Source organism: Mesorhizobium jarvisii (assembly GCF_003601985.1).
GTDB classification, from domain to species: Bacteria; Pseudomonadota; Alphaproteobacteria; order Rhizobiales; family Rhizobiaceae; genus Mesorhizobium; species Mesorhizobium jarvisii.
On the sequence record NZ_QZXA01000008.1, the window covers coordinates 149,784 to 173,075 of the forward strand.

General features: G+C 65.0%; 25 protein-coding genes. 15 read left to right on the forward strand and 10 right to left on the reverse strand.

What is annotated here, in order from left to right; translation table 11 throughout:
- Positions 1-33: 33 nt before the first annotated feature.
- Positions 34-648, reverse strand: a complete 615-nt coding sequence (gene pncA / locus D3242_RS21100; RefSeq protein ID WP_064985256.1) for a bifunctional nicotinamidase/pyrazinamidase — start codon at positions 646-648, stop codon at positions 34-36.
- A 297-nt stretch (positions 649-945) separates the two neighbouring features.
- Here pncA and D3242_RS21105 point away from each other — a divergent pair, with 297 nt between their 5' ends.
- From D3242_RS21105 to D3242_RS21130, 6 genes are read left to right on the forward strand one after another with little or no spacing between them, the layout of a single operon-like run.
- Positions 946-1,806, forward strand: a complete 861-nt coding sequence (locus tag D3242_RS21105; protein ID WP_064985257.1) for an FAD binding domain-containing protein — start codon at positions 946-948, stop codon at positions 1,804-1,806.
- Between the two features lie 17 nt (positions 1,807-1,823).
- A complete protein-coding gene (locus D3242_RS21110; RefSeq protein ID WP_081296170.1) occupies positions 1,824-4,805 on the forward strand; it encodes a molybdopterin-dependent oxidoreductase in 2,982 nt (993 codons plus the stop codon).
- Positions 4,802-6,343 carry a hypothetical protein gene (locus tag D3242_RS21115; RefSeq protein WP_019862487.1) on the forward strand — a complete coding sequence of 514 codons (1,542 nt, stop codon included), beginning with the start codon at positions 4,802-4,804 and terminating at the stop codon, positions 6,341-6,343. The genes D3242_RS21110 and D3242_RS21115 overlap by 4 nt, the downstream gene beginning before the upstream one ends.
- Positions 6,343-7,227, forward strand: coding sequence for a UPF0280 family protein (locus D3242_RS21120; RefSeq protein WP_064985418.1), 885 nt, complete (start codon positions 6,343-6,345; stop codon positions 7,225-7,227). Before D3242_RS21115 ends, D3242_RS21120 begins: the two co-directional genes overlap by 1 nt.
- On the forward strand, positions 7,220-7,804 hold the full coding sequence (locus D3242_RS21125; protein WP_064985259.1) for an amino acid synthesis family protein: 585 nt from the start codon (positions 7,220-7,222) through the stop codon (positions 7,802-7,804). Before D3242_RS21120 ends, D3242_RS21125 begins: the two co-directional genes overlap by 8 nt.
- Positions 7,801-8,262 carry a MarR family winged helix-turn-helix transcriptional regulator gene (locus tag D3242_RS21130; protein WP_019862484.1) on the forward strand — a complete coding sequence of 154 codons (462 nt, stop codon included), beginning with the start codon at positions 7,801-7,803 and terminating at the stop codon, positions 8,260-8,262. The genes D3242_RS21125 and D3242_RS21130 overlap by 4 nt, the downstream gene beginning before the upstream one ends.
- Positions 8,263-8,294: 32 nt before the next feature.
- Here D3242_RS21130 and D3242_RS21135 read toward each other — a convergent pair whose 3' ends face one another.
- The 5 genes from D3242_RS21135 to D3242_RS21155 form a co-directional block, all read right to left on the reverse strand.
- Positions 8,295-9,089: an inositol monophosphatase family protein gene (locus D3242_RS21135; RefSeq protein ID WP_064985261.1), complete on the reverse strand. Its 795-nt coding sequence runs from the start codon at positions 9,087-9,089 to the stop codon at positions 8,295-8,297.
- Positions 9,090-9,226: 137 nt separating this feature from the next.
- Positions 9,227-10,228, reverse strand: a complete 1,002-nt coding sequence (locus D3242_RS21140; protein WP_064985263.1) for an LLM class flavin-dependent oxidoreductase — start codon at positions 10,226-10,228, stop codon at positions 9,227-9,229.
- Positions 10,225-11,061, reverse strand: a complete 837-nt coding sequence (locus tag D3242_RS21145) for an arylamine N-acetyltransferase family protein (RefSeq protein ID WP_019862481.1) — start codon at positions 11,059-11,061, stop codon at positions 10,225-10,227. Before D3242_RS21145 ends, D3242_RS21140 begins: the two co-directional genes overlap by 4 nt.
- Before the next feature lie 71 nt (positions 11,062-11,132).
- Positions 11,133-12,302 (reverse strand): AI-2E family transporter, encoded by a 1,170-nt coding sequence (locus D3242_RS21150; RefSeq protein WP_032921437.1) that lies wholly within the window; start codon positions 12,300-12,302, stop codon positions 11,133-11,135.
- A 114-nt stretch (positions 12,303-12,416) separates the two neighbouring features.
- Entirely contained in the window at positions 12,417-13,478 is a 1,062-nt protein-coding gene (locus tag D3242_RS21155) for an LLM class flavin-dependent oxidoreductase (protein WP_064985264.1), read from the reverse strand.
- A gap of 221 nt (positions 13,479-13,699) precedes the next feature.
- Here D3242_RS21155 and D3242_RS21160 point away from each other — a divergent pair, with 221 nt between their 5' ends.
- The gene (locus D3242_RS21160) at positions 13,700-14,128 is read left to right on the forward strand and encodes a DUF6481 family protein (protein ID WP_027047610.1); all 429 of its coding nucleotides are present in this window, start codon (positions 13,700-13,702) and stop codon (positions 14,126-14,128) included.
- Between the two features lie 100 nt (positions 14,129-14,228).
- Here D3242_RS21160 and sugE read toward each other — a convergent pair whose 3' ends face one another.
- Positions 14,229-14,543 carry a quaternary ammonium compound efflux SMR transporter SugE gene (sugE, locus tag D3242_RS21165; protein WP_010912766.1) on the reverse strand — a complete coding sequence of 105 codons (315 nt, stop codon included), beginning with the start codon at positions 14,541-14,543 and terminating at the stop codon, positions 14,229-14,231.
- A 202-nt stretch (positions 14,544-14,745) separates the two neighbouring features.
- Positions 14,746-15,012, reverse strand: coding sequence for a hypothetical protein (locus tag D3242_RS33595; RefSeq protein ID WP_167470445.1), 267 nt, complete (start codon positions 15,010-15,012; stop codon positions 14,746-14,748).
- Between the two features lie 72 nt (positions 15,013-15,084).
- Here D3242_RS33595 and D3242_RS21175 point away from each other — a divergent pair, with 72 nt between their 5' ends.
- The 4 genes from D3242_RS21175 (at position 15,085) to D3242_RS21190 (ending at position 18,347) form a co-directional block, all read left to right on the forward strand.
- Positions 15,085-15,894: a transglutaminase-like domain-containing protein gene (locus tag D3242_RS21175; protein ID WP_019862476.1), complete on the forward strand. Its 810-nt coding sequence runs from the start codon at positions 15,085-15,087 to the stop codon at positions 15,892-15,894.
- A gap of 124 nt (positions 15,895-16,018) precedes the next feature.
- Entirely contained in the window at positions 16,019-16,972 is a 954-nt protein-coding gene (locus tag D3242_RS21180; protein WP_064985266.1) for a cation diffusion facilitator family transporter, read from the forward strand.
- Positions 16,973-17,048: 76 nt separating this feature from the next.
- Entirely contained in the window at positions 17,049-17,453 is a 405-nt protein-coding gene (locus D3242_RS21185; protein ID WP_038651231.1) for a GFA family protein, read from the forward strand.
- 81 nt (positions 17,454-17,534) lie between these two features.
- A complete protein-coding gene (locus D3242_RS21190; RefSeq protein WP_064985267.1) occupies positions 17,535-18,347 on the forward strand; it encodes a class I SAM-dependent methyltransferase in 813 nt (270 codons plus the stop codon).
- Between the two features lie 9 nt (positions 18,348-18,356).
- On the opposite strand, the gene D3242_RS21195 is transcribed toward D3242_RS21190, so the two are convergent.
- Positions 18,357-19,628: a DNA recombination protein RmuC gene (locus tag D3242_RS21195; RefSeq protein ID WP_027047609.1), complete on the reverse strand. Its 1,272-nt coding sequence runs from the start codon at positions 19,626-19,628 to the stop codon at positions 18,357-18,359.
- Positions 19,629-19,731: 103 nt separating this feature from the next.
- Here D3242_RS21195 and def point away from each other — a divergent pair, with 103 nt between their 5' ends.
- The 4 genes from def to truA all read left to right on the forward strand — a co-directional run bounded on the left by def (position 19,732) and on the right by truA (position 22,595).
- A complete protein-coding gene (def, locus tag D3242_RS21200) occupies positions 19,732-20,262 on the forward strand; it encodes a peptide deformylase (protein WP_038651225.1) in 531 nt (176 codons plus the stop codon).
- A gap of 8 nt (positions 20,263-20,270) precedes the next feature.
- Positions 20,271-21,224 carry a methionyl-tRNA formyltransferase gene (gene fmt, locus D3242_RS21205; protein ID WP_064985269.1) on the forward strand — a complete coding sequence of 318 codons (954 nt, stop codon included), beginning with the start codon at positions 20,271-20,273 and terminating at the stop codon, positions 21,222-21,224.
- Entirely contained in the window at positions 21,221-21,727 is a 507-nt protein-coding gene (locus tag D3242_RS21210; protein ID WP_019862469.1) for a GNAT family N-acetyltransferase, read from the forward strand. Before fmt ends, D3242_RS21210 begins: the two co-directional genes overlap by 4 nt.
- 121 nt (positions 21,728-21,848) lie before the next feature.
- The gene (gene truA, locus D3242_RS21215; RefSeq protein ID WP_064985270.1) at positions 21,849-22,595 is read left to right on the forward strand and encodes a tRNA pseudouridine(38-40) synthase TruA; all 747 of its coding nucleotides are present in this window, start codon (positions 21,849-21,851) and stop codon (positions 22,593-22,595) included.
- Between the two features lie 62 nt (positions 22,596-22,657).
- Here truA and D3242_RS21220 read toward each other — a convergent pair whose 3' ends face one another.
- Positions 22,658-23,290: a transporter gene (locus D3242_RS21220; protein WP_064985272.1), complete on the reverse strand. Its 633-nt coding sequence runs from the start codon at positions 23,288-23,290 to the stop codon at positions 22,658-22,660.
- Between the last annotated feature and the right edge of the window lie 2 nt (positions 23,291-23,292).

A 23,292-nucleotide genomic window follows, 5' to 3' on the forward strand; every position in this document is an offset into this window, starting at 1 on the left:
GATCCGCGAAAAGCCCCCTCGATGCCCCACCGTTCAGTCCGACAGTTGGTCTTCGAGCGTCACGCCGGCATCGCGCATGCGTTGCAACATCGCGTCGAGCGAGCCGTTGAGATCGATGCCGCGACAGGCGTCGAGCCGCACGGTGGTCTTGAAACCCTGGCTGACGGCGTCCAGCGCCGAAAAGCCGACGCAGAAATCGGTCGCAAGGCCAACCAGGGTGATGGTGTCGATACCGCGCTCCCTGAGGTAGCCCCCGAGGCCGGTCGGCGTCGCGTGGTCGTTTTCGAAGAAGGCCGAATAGCTGTCGATGGCGGGGCGAAAGCCCTTGCGGATGACGAGTTCGGCCTTGGTCCAGGCAAGGCCGGAATGGAAATCCGAACCGAGGCTGCCCTGGATGCAATGGTCCGGCCACAGCGTCTGCTGGCCGTAAGGCATCTCGATCACGGAGAAGGGTTGCGCGCCGGGATGGCTGGAGGCGAAGCTCGAATGCCCGGCGGGATGCCAGTCCTGCGTCAGCACGACATGGTCGGCGTGCCGGATCATGTCATTGACCAGCGGCACGATCTCGTCGCCGCCGGTCACGGCCAACGCGCCGCCCGGGCAAAAGTCGTTCTGCAGGTCGATCACAACAAGCGCTTGGTCGGCCATTGGGCCTCCTTCTTCTCTGCGTTGGGCTCAGGCTCCAGTAGAAAGATGCCGCTGACGCGACCGGAGGCAGAAACTTGACCAGATGGCCGGCCGCGTCAACCTCCGAAGGCGTAACAATCTCGTTGCATGCACCCTGGCAAGCACGGCGGCCCAAACTCTGGCTTTGACAATTTCCACCGGCTTGATATCATTTGCATACGAATGAATTTCCGGTTTGCGGACCGGCAAGATCATGCCTGGGGTAAACGCCCTGGGAGGGCCATTTCGGGGAAGGCCCACTCTCTGGGAAGGCAAAGCGTGATCCGTTACGCGAAACCCACCACTCTCGACGAGGCGCTCGCTTTGCTTGGCGAGGGCGCCTGGCGCATTCTTGCCGGCGGCACTGATTTCTATCCGGCACAGGGCGCGAAGCCGTTCCGCGACAATGTCCTCGACATCAACGGCCTCGCTGCGCTGCGCGGCATCGCCGAGACGGACGACCACTTTGTCATCGGCGCGCGCACGACCTGGACAGACCTCATCCACCACCCCTTGCCGCCAGCATTCGATGCGCTGAAACAGGCCGCGCGCGAGGTCGGCTCGCCGCAGATCCAGAACGTCGCTTCCGTCGCCGGCAATCTCTGCAACGCCTCGCCGGCCGCCGATGGCGTGCCGGGCCTGCTCGTGCTCGATGCCGAGGTCGAACTGCGTTCGGCGATAGCGACACGGCATCTGCCCTTGCCCGATTTCATTCTCGGCAATCGGCGCACGGCCTTGCAGCCTGGCGAAATGGTGACCGCCATCCGCGTGCCGAAGCCAGCCGCCGGTACATCGGCTTTCGTCAAGCTCGGCGCACGGCGCTATCTCGTCATTTCCATCGCCATGGTGGCGGCGCGCCTGGTCGTCGACAACGGCAGGGTTACTGAGGCGGCCATCGCCGTCGGCTCCTGCTCGGCTGTCGCCAGGCGGCTTGCCGGCGTCGAGACGGCGCTGCTCGGATTGCCTAGGGATGGCGGGCTCGCCGGCGCCATTCAATCCGCGCCGATGACCGAACTGTCGCCGATCGCCGATGTGCGTGGCAGCGCCGAATACCGGCTCGACGCGGTGCGCGAGATCGTCGCGCGGGCCGTGCTGACGGCCGCCGGACCGATGAACGATCATATGGTGGCGGCGGCATGAGACAAGCTCAGCCTGACATGAACCAGGTTCTGCCTGAAGTCAGTGAAGCTCGGCCCGAATTGGGCGTAGTCCAGCCCGGTCTCGGCCGCGCCGACATCGCCTTCGCGGTCAATGGCGCCGCCGTCTCGGTCAATGTGCCGCCGCTGCGCCGGCTGTCCCAGGTGCTGCGTGAAGAATTGCGGCTCACCGGCACCAAGGTCGGCTGTGATGCCGGCGATTGCGGCGCCTGCACGGTGCTGGTCGACGGCGATCCGGTCTGCGCCTGCCTGATGCCAGCGGCTTCGGCCGCCGGCGCATCGGTGACGACGGTCGAGGGGCTGGCCAACGGCCGTCTTTCGGCGCTGCAGGCCTCTTTCCTCGCCCATGGCGCGGCGCAATGCGGCATCTGCACGCCGGCGCTGCTGGTGGCAGCGACAGAGCTGCTGGACACGACTCCCAGACCGACCGAGACCGAGGTGCAGGATGCGCTGGGCGGGATTCTGTGCCGCTGCACCGGCTACCGGAAGATCATCGCGGCGGTGATGGAGGCAGGACGATTCGAACCGTCAACCGACAGCGCGGCCCCTCATCCGCCTGCCGGCACCTTCCCCCCGTATAGTGACGGGGAGAAGGGAGAAGCTCCAGCGCTGGCGACCCCCTCTCCCCGTTCTTCACGGGGAGAGGGTGAGGAGCAGCGCGAACGTCATTCGTTCGATCTCGGCCTTGACCGCAGAATGCCAATTTCGGGCAATGCCGTAGGCGCGTCGCCCGTCAGGCTCGACGGTGTGCCAAAGGTGACCGGGGCTGAGAAATTCGGCGGCGATTCCTTCCCGGCCGATGCGCTTGCCGTGCTGGTGGTCCGCTCGCCGCATTATCACGCCGGCTTCGCCTTCGGCGATCTCGACGGCTGGGCAAACAAGCACCCCGGCATGGTTGGTGTCTTCACGGCCGCCGACATTCCGGGCAAAAACTGTTTCGGCGTCATCGGTTCGTTTGCCGACCAGCCGGCGCTCGCCGAAGGGTTTGCGCGGCTGCGCGGCGAGGCGGTGGCGCTGGTCGCCGGCGAGCGCGAGGCGATGTTCGATCTCGATATGTCGGATTTCCCGATCCGCTGGACCGAGTTGCCGCATATCCTGCAGCCCAGCGAAGCGCAGGCCAAGGATGCTGCGCTGATCCATGGGAACCGCCCTTCGAACCTGCTGACCTCCGGCTTCGTCGAGCGCGGCGACCCCGAGACGGCGCTTGCCAATGCGGCCGTTGCCGTGACGGGCGCAATCGAAACCTCCTATGTCGAGCACGCCTATATCGAGCCGGAAGCCGGCCATGCCTATATGGACGGCGATACGCTGGTCGTCGTCGCCTGCACCCAGGCACCCTATATGGACCGCGACGACACGGCGAAGGTGCTTGGCCTGCCCGTCGACAAGGTGCGCATCGTGCCGACCGCGACCGGCGGTGGCTTCGGCTCGAAACTCGACGTTTCGCTGCAGCCGCTGATCGGCCTTGTGGCGCTTAAGACCGGCCGGCCGGCCGCCTTGGCCTACACCCGCAACGAATCGATGATGTCGACCACCAAGCGCCATCCGGCCGAAATGAAGGCGACCATCGGCGCCGATGCCGACGGCCATGTCACCGGCATGATCTTTTCAGGCGATTTCAACACCGGAGCCTACGCCAGCTGGGGGCCGACCGTCGCCAACCGCGTGCCGGTGCATGCTTCCGGCCCCTATGCGACGCCGAACTACCGCGCCGAGGGCCGCGCCATCCATACGCATGGCCCGATCTCCGGCGCCTTCCGTGGCTTCGGTGTGCCGCAGGCGACGATCATGCAGGAGACGCTCTATGATGAGCTGGCCGGCAAGCTCGGCATCGACCGGCTCGACTTTCGCCTGAGAAACTGCCTTCGGAACGGCTCCGAAACGGTTACCGGCCAGAGGCTGGAGTCCGGCGTCGGCATTGCCGAATGTCTTGAGGCCCTGCTGCCGCATTGGGCGCGGGCGCAGGCTGATGCGGATACTTTCAACAGCAACCATGAAGAAAAAAAGCGCGGCGTCGGCGTGGCTTCGTGCTGGTATGGCTGCGGCAACACCTCGCTGCCCAATCCGTCGACCATCCGGGTCGGCATCGCGGCTGACGGCACCGTCATCCTGCATCAGGGCGCCGTCGATATCGGCCAAGGCTCCAACACCGTCATCACGCAGATCTGCGCCGACGCGCTTGGCCTGCCGCTGGAAAAATTCCGGCTGAAGAGCGCCGATACGGCAATCAGCCCCGACGCCGGCAAGACCTCGGCCTCGCGCCAGACCTTCGTGACCGGGAAGGCGGCCGAAAAAGCCGGGCGGGCCTTGCGGGAAAAGATCCTGCGCTTCGCCAATGTCTCCGAAAAGGCAACTTTGCAACTGGACGGCGCGGCGATCGTCATCCGCGAGGGCGAAGCCACGCGCCGCATCGATCTCGCCTCGCTCGACATGGATGCCGACGGCTTCGTCTTCCGCGCCGAGGAGACCTACGACCCGCCGACGCTGCCGCTCGATGCCAAGGGCCAGGGCAAGCCCTACGCCGTCTATGGCTATGGCGCGCAGATCGCCGAACTCGAGGTCGATCTCAAGCTCGGCACAGTGAAGCTGATCAAGATCACCGCCGCGCATGATGTCGGCAAGGCGATCAACCCGCTGCTGGTCGAGGGCCAGATAGAAGGCGGCATCGCGCAAGGCATCGGCATGGCGCTGATGGAAGAATACATTCCCGGCCGCACCGAGAATCTGCACGACTATCTCATCCCGACCATCGGCGACGTGCCGCCGATCGAGACCATCCTGGTCGAGGTTCCCGATCCCGAGGGGCCGTTCGGCGCCAAAGGGCTGGGCGAACATGTGCTGATCCCGACCGCACCGGCGATCCTCAACGCCATCCGCCACGCCACCGGCGTGCTGGTCACCAAGGTTCCGGCGACGCCGACGCGCATCCGCGCCGGCATCCTTGAAAAAGATGGCATCCGCGAAAAGGAGGCACGCGCATGAGCGAGCTTGCCGAGCGTTTTGAGACCCATGACCCCGGCGAGAAGCAGGTGGCGGAGAAGATCCGCTGCGATGCCTGCCCGGTCATGTGCTACATAGCCGATGGCCGCACAGGCGCCTGCGACCGCTACGGCAATGCCGGCGGCCGGATCGTGCGCATGGATCCGCTGACCATTCTCGACCACGCGGCCGAGTCCGGCGGGACAATCGTGCCCTTCGTCGCCGAAGGCGAGGCATGGGACGGCGAACTGGTCAACACCGGGCGCCGCTTCGTCACGGCAATCGGCGCCGGCACCACCTATCCCGACTACAAGCCGGCGCCGTTCATCGTCAGCCAGCAGGTCGAAGGCGTCGATCTCGTCACCGTCGTCACCGAAGGCATTTTTTCGTATTGCGGCGTCAAGGTGAAGATCGACACCGACCGTCATATCGGGCCCGAAACGGCAATCGTGCGCTCGCAAGGCGAGGCGATCGGCCATGTCACCACGGGCGAATACGGCTCGCAGATGCTGTCGCTGGGCGGCGTGCATCATCTGACCGGCGGCTCCAAGGCGGAAGGCCGGGCAACTTGCGATGCGCTGCTCAACCTGTGCAACCGCAAGCCGGTGGAACTGACCATCGATGGCGGCGCCACCATTATCGTCGAAGCCGGCAAACCACCTGTCATCGACGGCAAGCAGGAGCACCGCATGCGCGTCGGCTGCGGCTCGGCCACGATCGGCATGTTCGCCACGCAATGGCGCGGGCTGGTCGACGAGGTGGTGGTGGTCGACGACCATATCACCGGCGTCGTCTCCGAACACCAGGCCGGCAAGGTGCTGGGCTGGCAGGACACCGGCATCAAGATCATCGGACGCCGCTCGACGCCGGGTCGCTATTTCAAGGTCTCCGAGCCCGGCCTCGGCTGGGGCGGCACCTCGATTTCCGACCCGCTCTCGATCCTTGGTGAGTGGAACGCCAAGAAGGGCGCGCGGCCGAGCCTGTCGATGCTGATGGTTTCGACCACCGGCGAGCAGTACGCCTATTACGAACTCGACGACGAACTGAAGCCGGTCGAAAAGCCGTTTCCAGAACGGCTGCAGAAGTCCGTGAACCTGATCGAGGACAATTGCGAGCCGGCGCTATGCACCGTGCTGTTCATCGGCGGCGCCGGCGGCTCGCTGCGCGCCGGCGTCACCGAAAACCCGGTCAATCTCACCCGCTCGGTGCAAGGCCTGACGACCTACGTGACGGTCGGCGGCGCGCCGGTCTATGTCTGGCCGGGCGGCGGCATCACGCTGATGGTCGACGTGACGCGCGTGCCGGAAGGCGCCTTCGGCTATGTGCCGACGCCGGCGCTGGTGGCGCCGATCGAGTTCACCTTGCGCCGCGACGACTATGTCAGGCTCGGCGGCTACGAGGCCGAGATCCGCAGCGTCGAGGACATCGTCGCCAAGGGCGGCGAATACCTCAACCCGCGCCACGGCACCGGTGCGCCGTCCGACAATCCATGGCCGCCGCTGGCGCAATTGCGGCGCGCCGCGTCGAACGGAGCCGGATGATGGACGGCCCGCAAGCGCATTGGCTGCAGGACGGCAAGCGGCTGCATCTCAACCATGGGCCGATCGACCTGATCATCGAGGCCTTTGGCGAGGCGCAGGAATGCCGTCTGGCCTATGAGCAAGCCGTGTCGCGCTTCCAGACGATCCTGATCGAGCTGGTCAGGGAGCTTCCCGAATTGCGGCTCCCGGCATTTTTCCTGGCGCCGCGCGCCTTTGACAGCCCGACGGCGCGCCGCATGGAAGCGGCCGTCATGCCGCTCGCGGAATGTTTCATAACACCGATGGCCGCCGTTGCAGGATCGGTAGCCGACGAAATTCTCGCCGCATTGCTTGCCGACCGCAAACTCGAGCGCGCCTATGTCAACAATGGCGGCGACAGCGCCCTCCACCTCGGCAAGGGCCGGTCGATCGGCCTGGCGGTCGCCGGCACCGGCAACGGCGTGGCCGATCGGATCACGATCCGCGCGGAAGATGGCGTTCGCGGCGTCGCCACCAGCGGCTGGCGCGGCCGGTCCTTCTCGCTTGGCATTGCCGACGCCGTCACCGTGCTGGCGCGGACCGGCGCCGAGGCCGATGCAGCGGCGACGCTCATTGCCAATGCGGTGGACCTTCCCGGCAATCCCGCCATCAAGCGCATTCCCGCACGCGAACTGTCGCCCGACAGCGACCTCGGCGCGCGGCTGGTGACGCAAGGCGTCGGCACGCTTGCGCCTGGCGAGGTGGCGCGGGCGCTGGACAATGGCCTTGCCGTCGCCGAAGATTTTCGTCGGCGCGGCCTGATTGCCGGATCGGCGCTGTTTCTTGGCGGTGAGGCCCGCATCAGTGGTTCCGTGGCGCTTGCCGCGCCCAACAAAAATCCGAGGGAGGAAGTTGCCCATGCCTGAGTTTCCGATCCGCAAGATCGCGGTGCTGAGCGAAGAGATCTTTCATGATGGCGGTCCGGTCGCGGACGTGCCGCGCCGGCGTGCGGCGGCCATGGCCGTGGTCAAGAACCCATTCGCCGGGCGCTATGTCGAGGATCTGCAGAGCGCCATGGACGATCTGAAGCCGCTTGGCCTGCTGCTTTCCGACAGGCTGGTCGCCGCGTTGGGCGGCGACGTCAAACAGATCGATGGCTACGGCAAGGGCGCCATTGTCGGCACGGCGGGCGAACTGGAGCATGGCGCGCTCTGGCATGTGCCGGGCGGCTACGCCATGCGCGAGCGGCTCGGCGACGCCAAGGCGATCGTGCCGTCGGCCAAGAAGGTCGGCGCGTTCGGCTCAAAGCTCGACGTGCCGCTCGGCCACATCAACGCCGCCTATGTGCGCAGCCATTTCGATGCCATGGAAGTCGGCATCAGCGACGGGCCGCGTCCCGACGAGATTCTTTTTTGTCTGGCCATGACCTGCGGGCCGCGGGTTCACAACCGCATGGGCGGGTTGGCGGCAGCCGACATCAAGGCCTGGGACGGGCTGCGGTGAGCGGCGAGGACAATCTGCTCAAGCTGGTCGAGGTCGAAGAGCCCGAGGACCAGGATTACCTCCTGCAGGAGCAGGTCGGCTTCATCCTGCGCAAGGCGCACCAGCGCCATGTCTCGATCTTCGCCGCGCATATCGGCGACCTGACGCCGCCGCAATTCGCGGCACTCGCCAAGCTGCGCGATGTCGGCGAGACCTCGCAGAACCAGCTCGGCACGCTGATCGCCATGGATGCGGCGACGGTGAAGGGCGTGATCGATCGCTTAAAGGCACGCGGCCTGGTCGAGCTCTCCAAGCATGAGGTCGACAAAAGGCGGCTGCTGGTCAATCTGACCGCCGAAGGCCGCGACGCCATCGAACGCCTGATCCCGTTGGCGCGCGAGATCACCAGGGAAACGCTGGCGCCGCTCTCGGCCAAGGAGATCGCCACCTTCATGAAGCTGCTGGCCAAGCTGGCGTAGGTGCCGCCACGATCCATCGCGTCAAATGGCGATCAGAGCGGGAACGCTTCCCTGCACAGGTCCTGCAGCTTCGAAAAGACGCCCTTGCCGCCGGTGATGACCTGCGTGCCGCTCTGCAGCACCGTCTTGGGATCCGCCTTCAGGACGGTGCCGCCGGCCTCTTCGATCAGCAGCATGCCGGCCAGGCAGTCCCAGGCGTTCATGTGTTCCTCGACATAGCCAAGCAGCCGGCCCGAGGCCACATAGGCCAGCATCAGGGCGCCGGACGCATTGCGGAAGAAGACACCGCCTTCGGCGAGGAGCTTCTTGATCAGCACGGCGATGTTCTGGCCCTCGGCCCGGTTCGAGAATCCAATCCCCACCGAGCCTTCTTCCAGGCTGGCCGCGGCACTTGCCTTGATCGGCCTGCCGTTGATGAAGGCGCCGCCACCGAGCCTGCCGTGAAACGTCTCGCCGGTCGACGGTTCGTGGATGACGCCGACGACCGTCTCCCCGTCCTTTGCGCAAGCGATCACCACGCACCAGGCCGGAATGCCGCGCACGAAATTGGCGGTGCCGTCGATGGGATCGATGACCCAGGCATAGCCGCTCGAGCCGGAAACCGAGGCGTGTTCCTCGCCGACGATGCCGTCCTGCGGATAGTCCTTGGCGATCGCCGCGCGGATGAACAGCTCGACCTCGCGGTCGGCTTGCGAGACCAGGTCCTGATGACCCTTGCTCTCGATGGTCAGGCTTTCCAGATCGCGGAAATATTCGAGTCCGCGTTCGCCGGCCCGCCGCGCCAGATCGATGGCAAACTGCGTGCGGGTGTCAAGGTCATGGGTCACGGCAAGGCTCGCTCTGCGGAAGGATGCGCCGCACTTAGAGCAATTCCAGGAAAAGTGTAAGCGGCTTTCCGTCTGGAATTGCGTCAAAACAAAGAGTTAGAGCATCGCTGCCGGCAAAAGCATCTAGCGGATAAATGTCAGGCCGCTTGCGACAGCGATTTGTGAGCGTCAGCCAGGATCTCGAACGACCGCACCCGCGCCGCGTGATCGAAGATCTGCGCGGTCACCATCAGCTCGTCGGCGCCGGTGCGGCGCACGAAAGCATCGATGCCCTGGCGGACCGTTTCGGGAGAGCCGACGACGGCGCACGACAGCGCCTGGCCGAGCATGGTCTTGGCCATTGGGTCGAGATCGCGGTCATAATTCTCGACCGGCGGCGGCAAGCGTCCGGGACGGCCGGTGCGCAGATTGACGAAGGCCTGCTGCAGCGAGGTGAACAGCAGCCGTGCCTCGGCATCGGTGGGCGCGGCAAAGACGTTGAGGCCGAGCATCACATGCGGTCTGTCGAGCTGTTCCGACGGCTGGAAGCGCGAGCGGTAGATGTCCAGCGCATGATCGAGCTCGGCCGGCGCGAAATGCGAGGCGAAGGCGTAGGGAAGGCCAAGCATGGCGGCGAGTTGCGCACCGTAGAGGCTGGAGCCGAGAATCCAGATCGGCACGGTCTGGCCCTCGCCGGGCACGGCGCGCAAGCGCTGGCCTTCCTCCGCGGGCAGGAAATAGCCCATCAGTTCGATGACATCCTGCGGGAAACTGTCGGCGCCGGCCTCGAGGTTGCGGCGCAAGGCGCGCGCGGTGTTCATGTCGGTGCCTGGCGCCCGGCCGAGGCCGAGATCGATGCGGCCCGGAAACAGGGCGGCCAGCGTGCCGAACTGCTCGGCGATGACCAGCGGCGCATGGTTGGGCAGCATAATGCCGCCGGCGCCGACGCGGATGGTTTTGGTGCCGCCGGCAACATGGGCGATGACCACGGATGTGGCGGCGCTCGCAATGCCCGGCATGTTGTGGTGCTCGGCCAGCCAGTAGCGCTTGTAGCCCAGCCGCTCGGCATGGCGGGCGAGATCGAGCGAGTTGGCCAGCGACTGCGAGGCATCGCTGCCTTGGATGATCGGCGACAGGTCGAGAACGGACAGTTCGGTCATGCGGTGGTCTCCACGATCTTCGTCTCACGCACTTTGGCCTCGAAAGCCGTGCGGTCCGGAATGATGATGCCGAGCAGGCCTTGCAGCGTGTCGGCGAGTTCGGCGGCGGTGGCTATCTCTGTCTGCTCGGTGCGGCCGCCAAGGTGATGGATCGACAGGCGGTTTCCGCGCAGCGCGTAACGCCGGTCCGGCGCGGCGCGGGCCGCTATGACGGAGGAGAGGAAATGCGATGTCGGGCTGGTCGACAGGAAGTAATTGGTGACGGAGTAATCGACCTCGTATTGCGGCTGCAGATCGAAGCGGTAGAGCGAGCGCCAGTCGCCGCCGATGGCGGCCTGCAGGCGGAAATGATCGCCGGCCTCGACGATGCGGAACGGCTCATGCGGGGTTTTCTGTTCGCGGCCCGGTTCCAGCTGCAATGGCGCGGTCAGGGTCAGGCCGCCGAAGCCGACATCGGCGATACAGGTCCGGCCATCGAGCTCGACGCGCAAAAGCATGTGGCTGCGCGCGGTGATGGCGTCCTCGCTCTGGCCCCAGAGCACGCGCGCGGCCAGGCCGACGACCTCGAAGCCGAGCGCCCGCAGCGCATGCATGAAGAGCAGGTTGTGCTCGAAGCAATAGCCACCGCGCCCACCAAGGACGATCTTGTCGTGCAGCGCGGCAAGATCGAGCCGAACCGGGTGGCCAAGAAACGGGTCGATGTTCTCGAAGGGGATCGCCTGCGGATGCGCGAAATGCAGCGTCTTCAGCGTATCCAGCGACGCGTCGCGCGGACCGGCGTAACCGATGCGCGCGAGATAGGCGTCGAGGTCGAAGGGGGGAGCATCGCTCATAAGGAAGGCACCGGGCGTTGATCGGCCGGATATAGGCATTCGATCCGGCCGCCGCAAACAGCGCCCTCCTTCTATGCCGTGGCCTTGCCGTTCTCCTCGACGGGTTCGTCCTCGACCACGGCGGTTTGCTGCGCGGCGAGGAAATTGCCGACATGGCCAAGCCCCTCGAAATGGTCGCAGAACACCTTGATGACGACCAGCAGCGGCACCGCCATCAGCGCGCCGACGAAACCCCAGAGCCACGACCAGAAGGCAATGGCGATGAAGATCGCCACCGCGTTGATCTCGAGACGCCTGCCGACCACCATCGGTGTCACGAACTGGCCTTCGACCACGTCGCACAAAAGCACGAAGGCCGGCGCCAGAAGCGCGTAGGAGATGGTGTCGAAGCTGATCAGCGCCATCACCGCGACCAGCACGATGGTCAGCAGCGCACCGACATAGGGCAGGAAGTTGAACAATGCCGCGGCGACACCCCAGACCAGAGGGTTCGGCATGCCGAGCGCCCACAGGCCTAGGCCGATGACCAAACCGAGGCCGACATTGATGATGGTGACGGTGAGCAGATAGTGCGAGATTTCGCGCTCGACGTCATAGACGACGCGCAGCGCCCGCTTCTTCTCGCTTAGGCTGGCGAAGGACTGGATGATCTTCTCGTAGAACATCGTGCCCGAGGCGAGCAGGAACAGCGACAGCACGAAGATGATGGTCAGGCTTGTTCCCGCCGCCAGGATGTTGCCGGCGGCCGACGACAGGATGCCGGACTGGGCGACCGCCACCTTCTGGACGCCAGGCTCCTGCGAGGTCTCGGTCATCTGCTCGACCTGATGCGAGACCTGCATGATCTTTTCAAGCGGACGCCGCAACTGCGCCAGCCGCTCGGTGAGCTGCTGGCCGATCGACGAGGTGTTGTTGAGGAGATCGATGACAGGACCTGAGAGCAAATAGCCGGCGATGGCGAAGACGCAGATCGACAAAAGCACTAGGAGCGTCGCCGAAACCGCTTCGGGAATACCGCGCTTGCGCAGCAGCCGCACGATCGGCGTCAATGTCAGCGCCAGCAGGAAAGCCAGCATGACCGGCATGAAGAAAGCGCGGCCGAAATAGAGCGCATAGACGCTCATGAATATGAATATGCCGACCAGCAGCGAACGCATCAAATGCGTGTCCGCGCGGGCCTCGACGCGCGGATCCGGGCTTTCGGCAACGCCTGCGCCCGTAGCGGCGGGTTCGGCTTTCATCATGGACCCTCAGCGGTGCACCGCAACTGGTGCAGTCCGTTGATGGAAACGCCCGCGTCGCTTCAAGGTTCCTTTAGCCGGCAAGGCCCGCGGGTACGGAGCTTTGCCGTTGGCTCATGCGACGGGCGCTTCCACCGCAGGCGTGGACTTCGCCGTTTCCTTGCGCACGATCGGCGCCACTTTGGTGCCGTAGAGTTCAATCGCCTTCATGATCTTGGCATGCGGCATGGCGCCGATCGCCATCTGCAGCAGGAAGCGGTCATTGTTGAAGATCCTGTGCTGGGCGACGATCTTCTCGGCCACCTGCTCTGGACTGCCGACGAACAGGGCGCCGTTCGGACCACGCGACTGGTCGAAATGCGCCCGCGACGTCGGGCCCCAGCCCCGCTCGCGGCCGATGCGGTTCATCACCTCGGCCTGCGGGCCGTAGAAATCGTCGGCCGCCTGTTCGGTCGTCTCGGCAATGAAGCCATGCACGTTGATGCTGGTGGCGAGACCCGCCGGGTCGCTGCCGGCGCGCCTGGCGGCCTCGCGGTAGAGGTCGAACAGCGGCGCGAAGCGCGCCGGCTCGCCGCCGATGATGGCAAGCGCCAGCGGCAGGCCGAGCGCGCCCGCGCGGGCGGCGGACTGCGGCGTGCCGCCGATGGCGATCCAGACCGGCAACCTGTCCTGGAAGGGCCGGGGATAGACGCCGCGATCGTTGATCGGCGCGCGCAGATTGCCGGACCAGGTGACCTTGACGCTATCGCGGATGGCGAGCAGCAGATCGAGCTTTTCGGCGAAGAGCTCGTCATAGTCTTCCAGATTGTAGCCGAACAGCGGGAAGGATTCGATGAACGAACCGCGCCCGGCCATGATCTCGGCACGGCCGCCCGAGAGAAGATCGAGCGTGGCGAACTGCTGGAAGACGCGCACCGGATCGTCGGAGGACAATACCGTGACCGCGCTGGTCAGCTTGATGCGCTTCGAGCGCTCGGCGGCAGCGGCGAGCGCCACGACTGGCGCGGAGGCGGCGTAGTCGGGTCGGTGATGTTCGCCGAGACCGAAGACGTCGAGACCGACCTGGTCGGCGAGTTCGACCTCCTCGATCAGGTTGCGCAAGCGCTCATGCGGCCCGATGGCGCCCGGGCCGGGCTGCGGGCTGACGTCGGCGAAAGTGTAGAGACCGAGTTCCATGTGATGTCATCCTGGTGTTGGGTTTTGCCGCTAGAAGTAGCCACCGGCTCGCCTCGCCGCCAGAGGGGCTATCGGTGAACAGTGCATGTCGGTTTGGGCGGCAAAAGGCGTCTCCCGGCTGCAACATCGCGGAATTTCATGGCTGGCATACCGATTTGGCGCTTGAACTCTCGGCATTCGCGCGTATGTAAGCCTCGCGAATTGACTTCAGGGAAGTGGACTTGGCTATCTACAGGGAAAAAGACATTTTCGAGCGGCGCAATGCCGCGAACGAGGCAAAGAAGGCGCTTCTGGAGCGCTTCAAGTCAAAGCCGGCGGCAGATGATCCTGCGGTGCTGGCGCGACAGGCCGAACGCAAGGCAATCCTCCAGGCTCGTGAGATCCGCGAAGCCGAGAAGGCCAGGCTGAAGCAGGAAAAGCTGGCACGCGAAGCCGCAGAGAAGGCCGAGCGCGAGGCAGCAGCCGAAGCGGCACGCATCGCCGCCGAAGAGGCAGCCCAAGCCGAGGCCAAAATTCGGGAAGCCGAAGAGACCGAGCGCATTGCCCGCCTGCTCGCCGACGAGGCCGAGCGCAAGGCCAAGCGTGACGCACGCTATGCGGCGCGCAAGGCACGGACCGGCCGAGCTCCTCCGGGCTTCTCGGCCCGCTAGCAGCTTCGGCGCAGCCAAGTTCGAACATTGAATCAGGGTCGCCCCGCAGCGGCCCTGAAGGTGTTTGTGCGGAAGGTGCGCTTTTTTGGGCGACTTCCGCTCAGGCCGCGAATTTCAGCCCCATAATGCCGCAGACGATCAGCGCGATGCAGGCAAGCCGGATGGCGGTGGCGGGCTCGCCGAGCAGCCAGATGCCGAGCAGGGCCGTGCCGACCGTGCCAATGCCGGTCCACACCGCATAGGCGGTGCCGACGGGAAGCGCCTTCAGCGCCAGGCCCAGCAAGGTAAGACTGACGATCATCGAGGCGACCGTGAGCACGGTCGGAACAAGCCTGGTAAATCCGTCAGTGTATTTGAGGCCGATCGCCCAGCCGATTTCGAAGAGGCCGGCGAAAAACAGAAAAGTCCAAGACATCGGAACGCTCCATCCAGCATCGGGCCGGAGACAGGATCCGATCCTCAGATGCCGATCATTATGGCGGGTCGTCCCGACCGAATTGTTGGGGAGGCGCGGGGTCGTCCCCGCACTATCGATATAGGTTATCCAAATACCCGATCAACCCGGTGGCATTGTCTGACGCCGCCGGTGGGATTTGCCGCGCCTGACCTGCCGAGGCCTACTTTTCCTTGATGCGCATCGCCTTGACCGGCGGCGCCTTCAGGACGGGAGCGGGCGCCGGCTTCTTGGCATCCTTCTTCGGCTTGCGGGCTTCCTTGCCTGCCTTCATCGCGCCTTTAGCCATGATTCGTTCCTCCTGTTGCGGGGAGCGAAGTGAAACAAGAGAAACGCTTTGCTGCAAGAGGGCAGCGCTGGCGGGAAGCCTCAGGCTGACTGCTTTCAACCAATTTCTAATTTGCTCGTAAACCATGGCCGTCCGTGCCATTCTCTTCTTCGCACTGCAACATCGACCCGCGCTTTCGCCGGGTGATCGTCGGGCAGGCCGGTCAGGACGAAAATGCGGATCCACATCGGCTGCGAGATGAGCTTCGACTTCCCGCAGGAAACGCCGCTCATCGCGATGCTCAATGTCCACTATTCGCGCGCCTCCGACCTCGAGCGGCCGGATTTCCTAACTTCCAGCCCGCCGGTACCGATCGAGAGCTACCGCGACAGTTTCGGCAATTGGTGCAACCGCTTCGTCGCGCCGCCCGGACGGTTCACCTTCGGCACGGATGCGGTGATCCGCGCGCCCGGCACATTCGAGATGGCCGAGCTGATGGCCTGGCAGCACGAGGTGCGCGACCTGCCGGCCGAAACCCTGCTTTTCCTGCTGCCCAGCCGGTTTTGCGAGAGCGACCTCTTGGCCAGCGAAGCGTGGCGGCTGTTCGGCCACACACCGCTCGGCATCCCGCGCGTGCAGGCGGTGTGCGATTTCGTTCACAACCACATCGTCTTCAACTACGGCAATGCGCGGCCGACGCGCACCGCGGCGGAAGCCTATCGGGAACAGAGCGGCGTGTGCCGCGACTTCGCGCATCTTGCCGTCACCTTCTGCCGGGCGCTCAACATCCCGACGCGCTACTGCACCGGCTACATCAGCGATATCGGCATGCCGAAGCCGTGGTCGAGCATGGATTTCGCCGCCTGGATGGAAGTCTATCTCGGCGGCCGCTGGCATGTCTTCGACCCGCGCAACAATGCCCCGCGCATCGGCCGCATCCTGATCGCTTCCGGCCGCGATGCGGCGGATGTGCCGCTGACCCATATTTTCGGACCGGGGACACTGGCCGGCTTCAAGGTGTGGACCGACGAGATCGTCGAATAGTCGCCGTCTCCGCGGCCGATCCCAAACAAATCGCGTCTTGAACGACCCGGCCGTTGGCGCGTTATGGTGGAACTGCGGCCGTCCGGCCGTTAGACTGGGCACGTTGAAACGGGGACCAGACCGCATGGCCGGGCACGGCGGCTCCAAGATGGTCATCTATGCGGCGCTCGCCGGCAATCTGGCGATCGCGCTGACCAAATTCGCCGCCGCCTTCTTCACCGGCAGCTCGGCAATGCTGTCGGAAGGCGTGCATTCGCTGGTCGATACCGGCAATGGCGGCCTGCTGCTCTACGGCATGCACCGTGCCGCGCGCCCGGCCGACCGCACGCATCCGCTCGGCCATGGCCGCGAACTCTATTTCTGGAGCTTCATCGTTGCCCTCCTGGTCTTCGCGCTGGGCGCCGGCGTGTCGTTCTACGAGGGCATCGTCCACATCATGACGCCGGAGCCTGTCGCCAACGTCAAGGTGAACTATGTCGTTCTCGGCTTGTCCTTCCTGTTCGAGGGCAGCTCCTGGCTGGTGGCGCTGAAGGAATTCCGCCGAGAGAAAGGCAAGCAAGGCTGGCTGCAGGCCGTGCAGTCGAGCAAGGACCCGAGCGTCTATACGGTGCTGTTCGAGGACAGCGCGGCGCTTCTCGGCCTGATCGTCGCCTTTGCCGGCATATTGGCGGCGGAGCTGCTGGAGATGCCGGAGCTCGACGGCGCCGCCTCGATCGGCATCGCACTCATTCTCGGCGCCACAGCGATCTTCCTCGCCCGCGAAAGCAAGGGGCTGCTCATCGGTGAGCCGGCTTCGCCCGAAGTGCAGAAAAAGGTGCTGGCGATCGCGCAGCAGGATCCGGCGGTGCAGCGCGCGAACGGTGTCCTGACCGTCCATATGGGACCGCAAGAGATCGTCGCGGGGCTCAGCATCGAATTCGAGGACCATCTGTCGGCGCCGGAGATCGAAGCCTGTGTCGAGCGCATCGAGGCACGGCTGAAGAAGGAGATGCCGGAGATCACGCGGCTGTTCGTCAAGCCGCAGACCACGGGCACCTGGGAGCAGCGGCGCAAGCTGATCGAAGCCGCTTCCAATTAGTCCTGGACCAGCGCAGCACCGTTGCCCCGTCGCGTTGCCTTGCTAAGATCAGGCGACGGATTTCGGAGGATAGACCATGAAGATCGACGGCGGGTGCCATTGCGGCGCCATCACCTACGAGGCGGAGGTCGACCCAGCAAAGACCTCGATCTGCCATTGCACGGATTGCCAGCAATTGACCGGCACGGCCTTTCGCGTCACCGTTCCCGCGCCCGAGGATCACTACCGGATCACCAGAGGCACGCCAAAAATCTATATCAAGACCGGATCGAGCGGCGCCAAGCGCGCCCAGGCCTTTTGCGGCGACTGCGGGGCGCATCTTTACGCGACGTCGGTTGGCGGCGGCCCGAAGATCTATGGAATCAGGACGGGCACCGCGCGGCAACGCGAGGATCTGGTGCCGACACAACAGAAATGGCACCGGTCGGCCCTGCACTGGCTTCCCGAATTCGAAGGCATGAGCATCGTGGAGGAGCAGTAGCACCTGCCTCCCGGCCGAAAGCCGCCCAAGACAGGCAATTCTGTGCTAGCTTCGCTCACCTCAGACGGGCGGATAATAGCGATGTTGGAAACGGACAAGCTGTTTGCCGGCTCGATCCCGGAAAACTACGACCGCTATATGGTGCCGTTGATTTTCGAGCCGTTCGCCGCGGACCTTGCACGGCGGGCAGTGTCCTTTTCGCCCAAAGCCGTGCTGGAAGTCGCCGCGGGCACCGGGGTCGTCACCCGCGCCTTGGCGCCGAAACTGCTGCGTGACGCAATCTATGTCGTGACCGACCTGAACCAGCCGATGCTCGACTACGCCGCTTCGCTACAGGCTCCCGACAGTCGCATCAAATGGCGCCAGGCCGATGCCATGGCGCTGCCGTTTGAAGACGCGGCCTTCGATCTGGTTTGTTGTCAGTTCGGCGCGATGTTCTTTCCCAGCCGTCCATCCGCCTACCGCGAGGCCAGGCGGGTGCTGAAGCCCGGCGGACATTTCCTGTTCAACGTATGGGACCGCATCGAGGAGAATGTCTTTGCCGATGATGTGACCAATGCGCTGGCTAGGCTTTTTCCGAACGATCCGCCGCGCTTTCTGGCCCGCACGCCGCATGGCTACCACGATACGGCGCTGATCCGCGGAGACCTTGAGGAGGCCGGCTTCTCCGATGTGGCGATCGAGACGAGAGCCGAACAGAGCCGTGCGCCCTCACCGCGCATTCCGGCCGTTGCCTATTGCCAGGGAACGGTGCTTCGCACCGAAATCGAGGCCAGGGATCCCGGGAAACTGGACGCTGCAACGGACTACGCCGCATCCGCGATTGCGGCCAGGCATGGTAGCGGCGCAGTCGCCGCCAAAATTCAGGCACATGTCATCGTGGCGGTGGCCTAGATTAGCCGTTCAGTCGTCGCCTTCGACGACCCGCAGCCTGAGCTGCCCGGTTTTTGAATCGGCAACGCGCGGGCCGGGTTCGAGTTTCGCCGCCGGCACCCGTGACGGCGTCTCCGGGCCGGCATCGCCATCGGCCTGCGCGCCGAACTCCAGCGCCTCGATCTTCTGGCCGCGCTTGGTCACCTTCGACGTCGAGACGAGGATGTCGTCGATGTCCTTGGCCGACTGGCCGAAATGCACCTGCAGCTTGCGCACACGCTCGTCGACGCGCGCGACATCTTCCATCAGCCGGATGACCTCGCCCTGAATCAGATGCGCCTGTTCGCGCATGCGGGCGTCCTTTAGGATGGCCTGAATGACCTGGATCGACAGCATCAGCAGCGACGGCGAGACGATGACAACGCGGGCGCGGTGCGCCTTGTGGACGATCGCCTCGAAATTCTCGTGGATCTCGGCGAAGACCGATTCCGACGGCACGAACATGAAGGCGGTGTCCTGCGTCTCGCCCTGGATCAGGTATTTTTCCGAGATGTCGCGGACATGGATCTCGATGTCGCGGCGGAAAGCCTGCGACGCGACCTTCTGCAGGTCCGCACCGTCGGCGGCGCGGATGGCGTTCCAGGCTTCAAGCGGAAATTTGGCGTCGATGGCAAGTGACGGCGCGCCGTTCGGCATCTTCACCAGGCAATCGGGCCGGCTGCCATTCGACAGCGTCGCTTGGAATTCATAGGCGCCATGCGGCAGGCCGTCGGCGACGATCGCCTCCATGCGCGACTGGCCGAAGGCACCGCGCGTCTGCTTGTTGGAGAGGATGGCCTGCAGCTGCACGACCTGGCCGGCGAGCGACTGGATGTTGCCTTGCGCGGTGTCGATGATCGCCAGCCGCTCCTGCAGTTTCGCCAGGCTCTCATGCGTGGATTTGGTCTGCTCGGTCATGGTCTGGCCGATGCGGCCGGTCATGGCGTCGAGGCGCTGGCCGATCGACTGCGTCAGCTCCGCCTGGCGCGCGCCGAACACTTCGGCAATGGCGCCCATGCGGCCCTGCATCTCGGCCTGGCTTTGCAAGATGCCGGCCATGCGCGCCTCGGCGTCGCGGGCATGGTCGGCGGCTTCCGCCGCAGCGACGGCGCGCGCCTTGGCCGACCGCCACAGCGCGATGACCAGCGCCACGAACAGGCCGAGAAACAACAAGGCGCCGAAGGCCAAGGCGTGGCCCAGCGTGATTGTCGACGCGCCAAGCCGTGCGACAGGCTCGGAAAGGATGGTGCTCAGATCATTCATGTCGACAGCATAGCCGATTCGTGGGGCCGGCACAGATCAAAACGTGAACGAGGCTCAGGTTCACCGGTTGACGCTTTTCGCTGGACGTCTTACGTGGGACGCCATGCCGATCAAGCCGCTCATCATCCTTCCCGATCCCATCCTGCGCCAGGTTTCCAAGCCGGTGGAGCGCATCGACGCGCCTTTGCGCAAATTGGCCGACGACATGCTGGCGACCATGTATGACGCGCCCGGTATCGGGCTGGCGGCAATCCAAATCGGCGAGCCGCTGCGCATGCTGGTGATCGACCTCGCCAAGGAAGACGAAACGCCGGCGCCGCACGTCTTCATCAACCCGGAGATCCTGGAAACCGCTGAGGCGCGCTCGGTCTACGAGGAAGGCTGCCTGTCGATCCCGGACTATTATGCCGAGGTCGAACGCCCGGCTTCGGTGCGGGTGAAATATCTCGACCGCGACGGCAAGCTGCAGGAGATGGAGGCCGAGGGGCTGATGGCGACCTGCCTGCAGCACGAGATCGACCATCTCAACGGCGTGCTGTTCATCGACCACATCTCGAAGCTGAAGCGCGACATGGTGGTGAAGAAATTCAAGAAGCTCGCCAAGGACAAGGCGCCGGGCAAGCTGGTGGGATAGGGGAAAGAATGCCCCTTCGCGTCATCTTCATGGGCACGCCGGAGTTTTCGGTGCCGACGTTGCGCGCGATCGCCGAGGCCGGACATGAGGTATCGGCCGTCTACACCCAGCCGCCACGCGCGGCCGGCCGGCGCGGGCTGGAGCTGACGCCGTCGCCGGTACAGCGCGAGGCCGAGCGTCTGGGCATCGCGGTGCGGACGCCGGCCTCCCTCAAGGGCGAGGCCGAGCAGGCCGCTTTCAGCGCCCTGCGGGCCGATATCGCCGTGGTCGTGGCCTATGGTTTGCTGCTGCCTAAGGCAATTCTCGACGCGCCCCGGCTTGGCTGCATCAACGGCCATGCATCGCTTTTGCCGCGCTGGCGCGGCGCCGCCCCCATCCAGCGCGCCATCATGGCGGGTGACCTGGAAAGCGGCATGATGGTGATGCGCATGGAAGAGGGTCTCGACACCGGTCCGGTGGGATTGCTTGAAAAATGCGCCATCGACCCCGATATAACAGCCGGCGATCTGCATGATCGGTTGATGAGCGTTGGTGCTGCCCTGATGGTGGAAGCGCTGGCGCGGCTGGAAGGGAACATCCTGACATTTACCGCGCAAGCGGCGGAAGGGGTGACTTACGCCAGAAAAATCGATAAATCCGAGACGCGGGTGGATTGGACGCGGCCCGCGGCCGAGGTCCACAACCATCTTCGTGGCCTGTCGCCCTTTCCCGGCGCTTGGTCCGAAATTGACATTGGCGGCCGCGTGGAACGGCTGAAACTGCTTCGCTCGACACTATCCGAAGGCCTGTCGCTTTCGGAAGGTTCGGGCGAGTCGGGAGGAATTCTCGATGACCGGCTGACGGTCGCCTGCGGGGCAGGCGCGATCAGGCTGGTCGAAGTTCAACGTGCGGGCGGAAAGCCCGCCGCCGCGTCGGAATTCCTGCGCGGAGCCAAGATCGTAAAAGGAATGAAGTTCTCATGAGCATGATGTCGATACGCGCGGCGACGCCGCGGGATCGCGAGGCCATTCGCCTCGTCGAGGAACATGCATTCGGCCAGCAGGCGGAGGCCGGGTTGGTCGACGCGCTGGTCACCGGCGGCGACGCCGTCGTCGAACTGGTGGCGGAAGAAGACGGCCAGGCGGTAGGCCACATCCTGTTTTCCCGGCTGTTCGTCCAGAATGGCGGCAAGAGCTTCGCGGCCGTGGCGCTGGCGCCGCTGGCGGTGGAACCTTCGTTCCATGGCAGCGGCATTGGCGGCGCGCTGATTCGCGAGGCGCATATTCGCCTGAAGGATGCTGGCGAGACGCTGGCCGTGGTGCTGGGCGACCCCGCCTATTACGGCCGTTTCGGCTACAGCCATGCGCGGGCCGAAAAATTCGAGAGTGAGTACCAAGGCGAGGCGCTGCAGGCGCTGGCCTGGGGCGACGCTCCGGAGGCCGGCAGGCTGGTCTACGCTTCCGCCTTCACCGCTCTCGCCGCGTAGAGCAGTCCACCGTTTCATGGAAACGGTGACCTGCTCTACCTCTTTGTTTTAACGCAATTCCGGACGGAAAACCGTTTCACACTTTTCCTGGAATTGCTCAAGGCGAGAGCTCTAGCCGCAAATGCCGCGTTTTCGCCTCGACATCGAATATGACGGCGGCCTGTTTGCCGGCTGGCAGCACCAGGCCGACCAGCCTTCGGTGCAGCAGGCGATCGAGCAGGCAATCGAGAAATTCTGCGGCGAGGCGGTGCGGCTGCGCGCCGCCGGCCGCACCGATGCCGGCGTGCATGCGAGCGCCCAGGTGGCGCATGTCGACCTCGCCAAGCCATGGCCCGGCGACAAGGTGCGCGATGCCGTCAATGCCCATCTGCAGGCAGCCGGCGCGCATGTCGCCATCCTGAAGGCGGCGATCGTCCCGGACGATTTCGACGCCCGCTTCTCTGCCACCGGCCGCCACTATCTCTATCGCATCCTCAACCGCCGCGCGCCCGCGGCGCTGGAAAAGGGCAAGGTGTGGTGGGTGCCGAAGCGGCTCGATGCCGGCGCCATGCACGAGGCCGCGAAACTCCTGCTCGGCCGGCATGACTTCACCACCTTCCGTTCGACCCAGTGCCAGGCCAACAGCCCGGTCCGGACACTGGAACGGCTCGATGTGAGCCGGGCGGGCGACATGATCGAGGTGAGAGCTTCGGCCCGTTCCTTCCTGCACAACCAGGTGCGCTCCATGGTCGGCTCGCTCAAGCGCGTCGGCGATGGCGGCTGGACCGAGGCCAACCTCAAGGCGGCGCTCGAAGCGCGCGACCGCGCCGCCTGCGGCCAGGTGGCGCCGCCCGACGGGCTTTTCCTCATTGGCGTCGATTATCCCTGAACAGTGCCCAGAAGCTCTGTTCAGAACAGAGTCCGTAGCCGCTATTCAGAGCCAGGCGGGCTCTACCCCGGGAACGGTCCGGAAAGGCTCTGAGCCCCGATATCGTCCGGCACGGTGATGCCAAGCAGTATCTGCAGCCCGAACAGCACCAGCAGCGAAGCAATGAACATGCCGACGAAAACGGCGGTGCCGACCGCCGCGCCCTTGCCGATTGTGGCATTGGTCATGCGCCAGGTCAGCGCCATCGACAAGGCAAACAGCAACAGCGACACAAGGCTCGCGACCTGGCTTGCCGACGACAGGAAAAGCCTGATCAGCGCCGAGGGCAGCATGAGCCAGGCGGTGATGGCGGAGGCCCAGTTGCTGGCGACGACATAGTGCACGAAGCGCCCACCAATGCCGGCGCGCGGCGCGACCAAGGCGAGCGCGACCAGCGGCAGCACCCAGGAACCGATATCGACCGTCGCCAGGCGCAACAGCATGCCGAAACGGCCCACGAAGGCGTCGGGATCGCCGATCTGGTTGGCGATGCCGACCCAGCCCACGATCAGCGCCGGCGCGGCAACGACGATGGCGAAGAAGGAATTCCAGAAGCCGTCGGCCGACAGGTCGAGCAGGCGCAGGCCGTCGGCCTTGCCGAGCATCAGCCGCCAGGCACCGGTCAGCGAAGCGTGGGTTTCATCCGCCGAAAGCATGC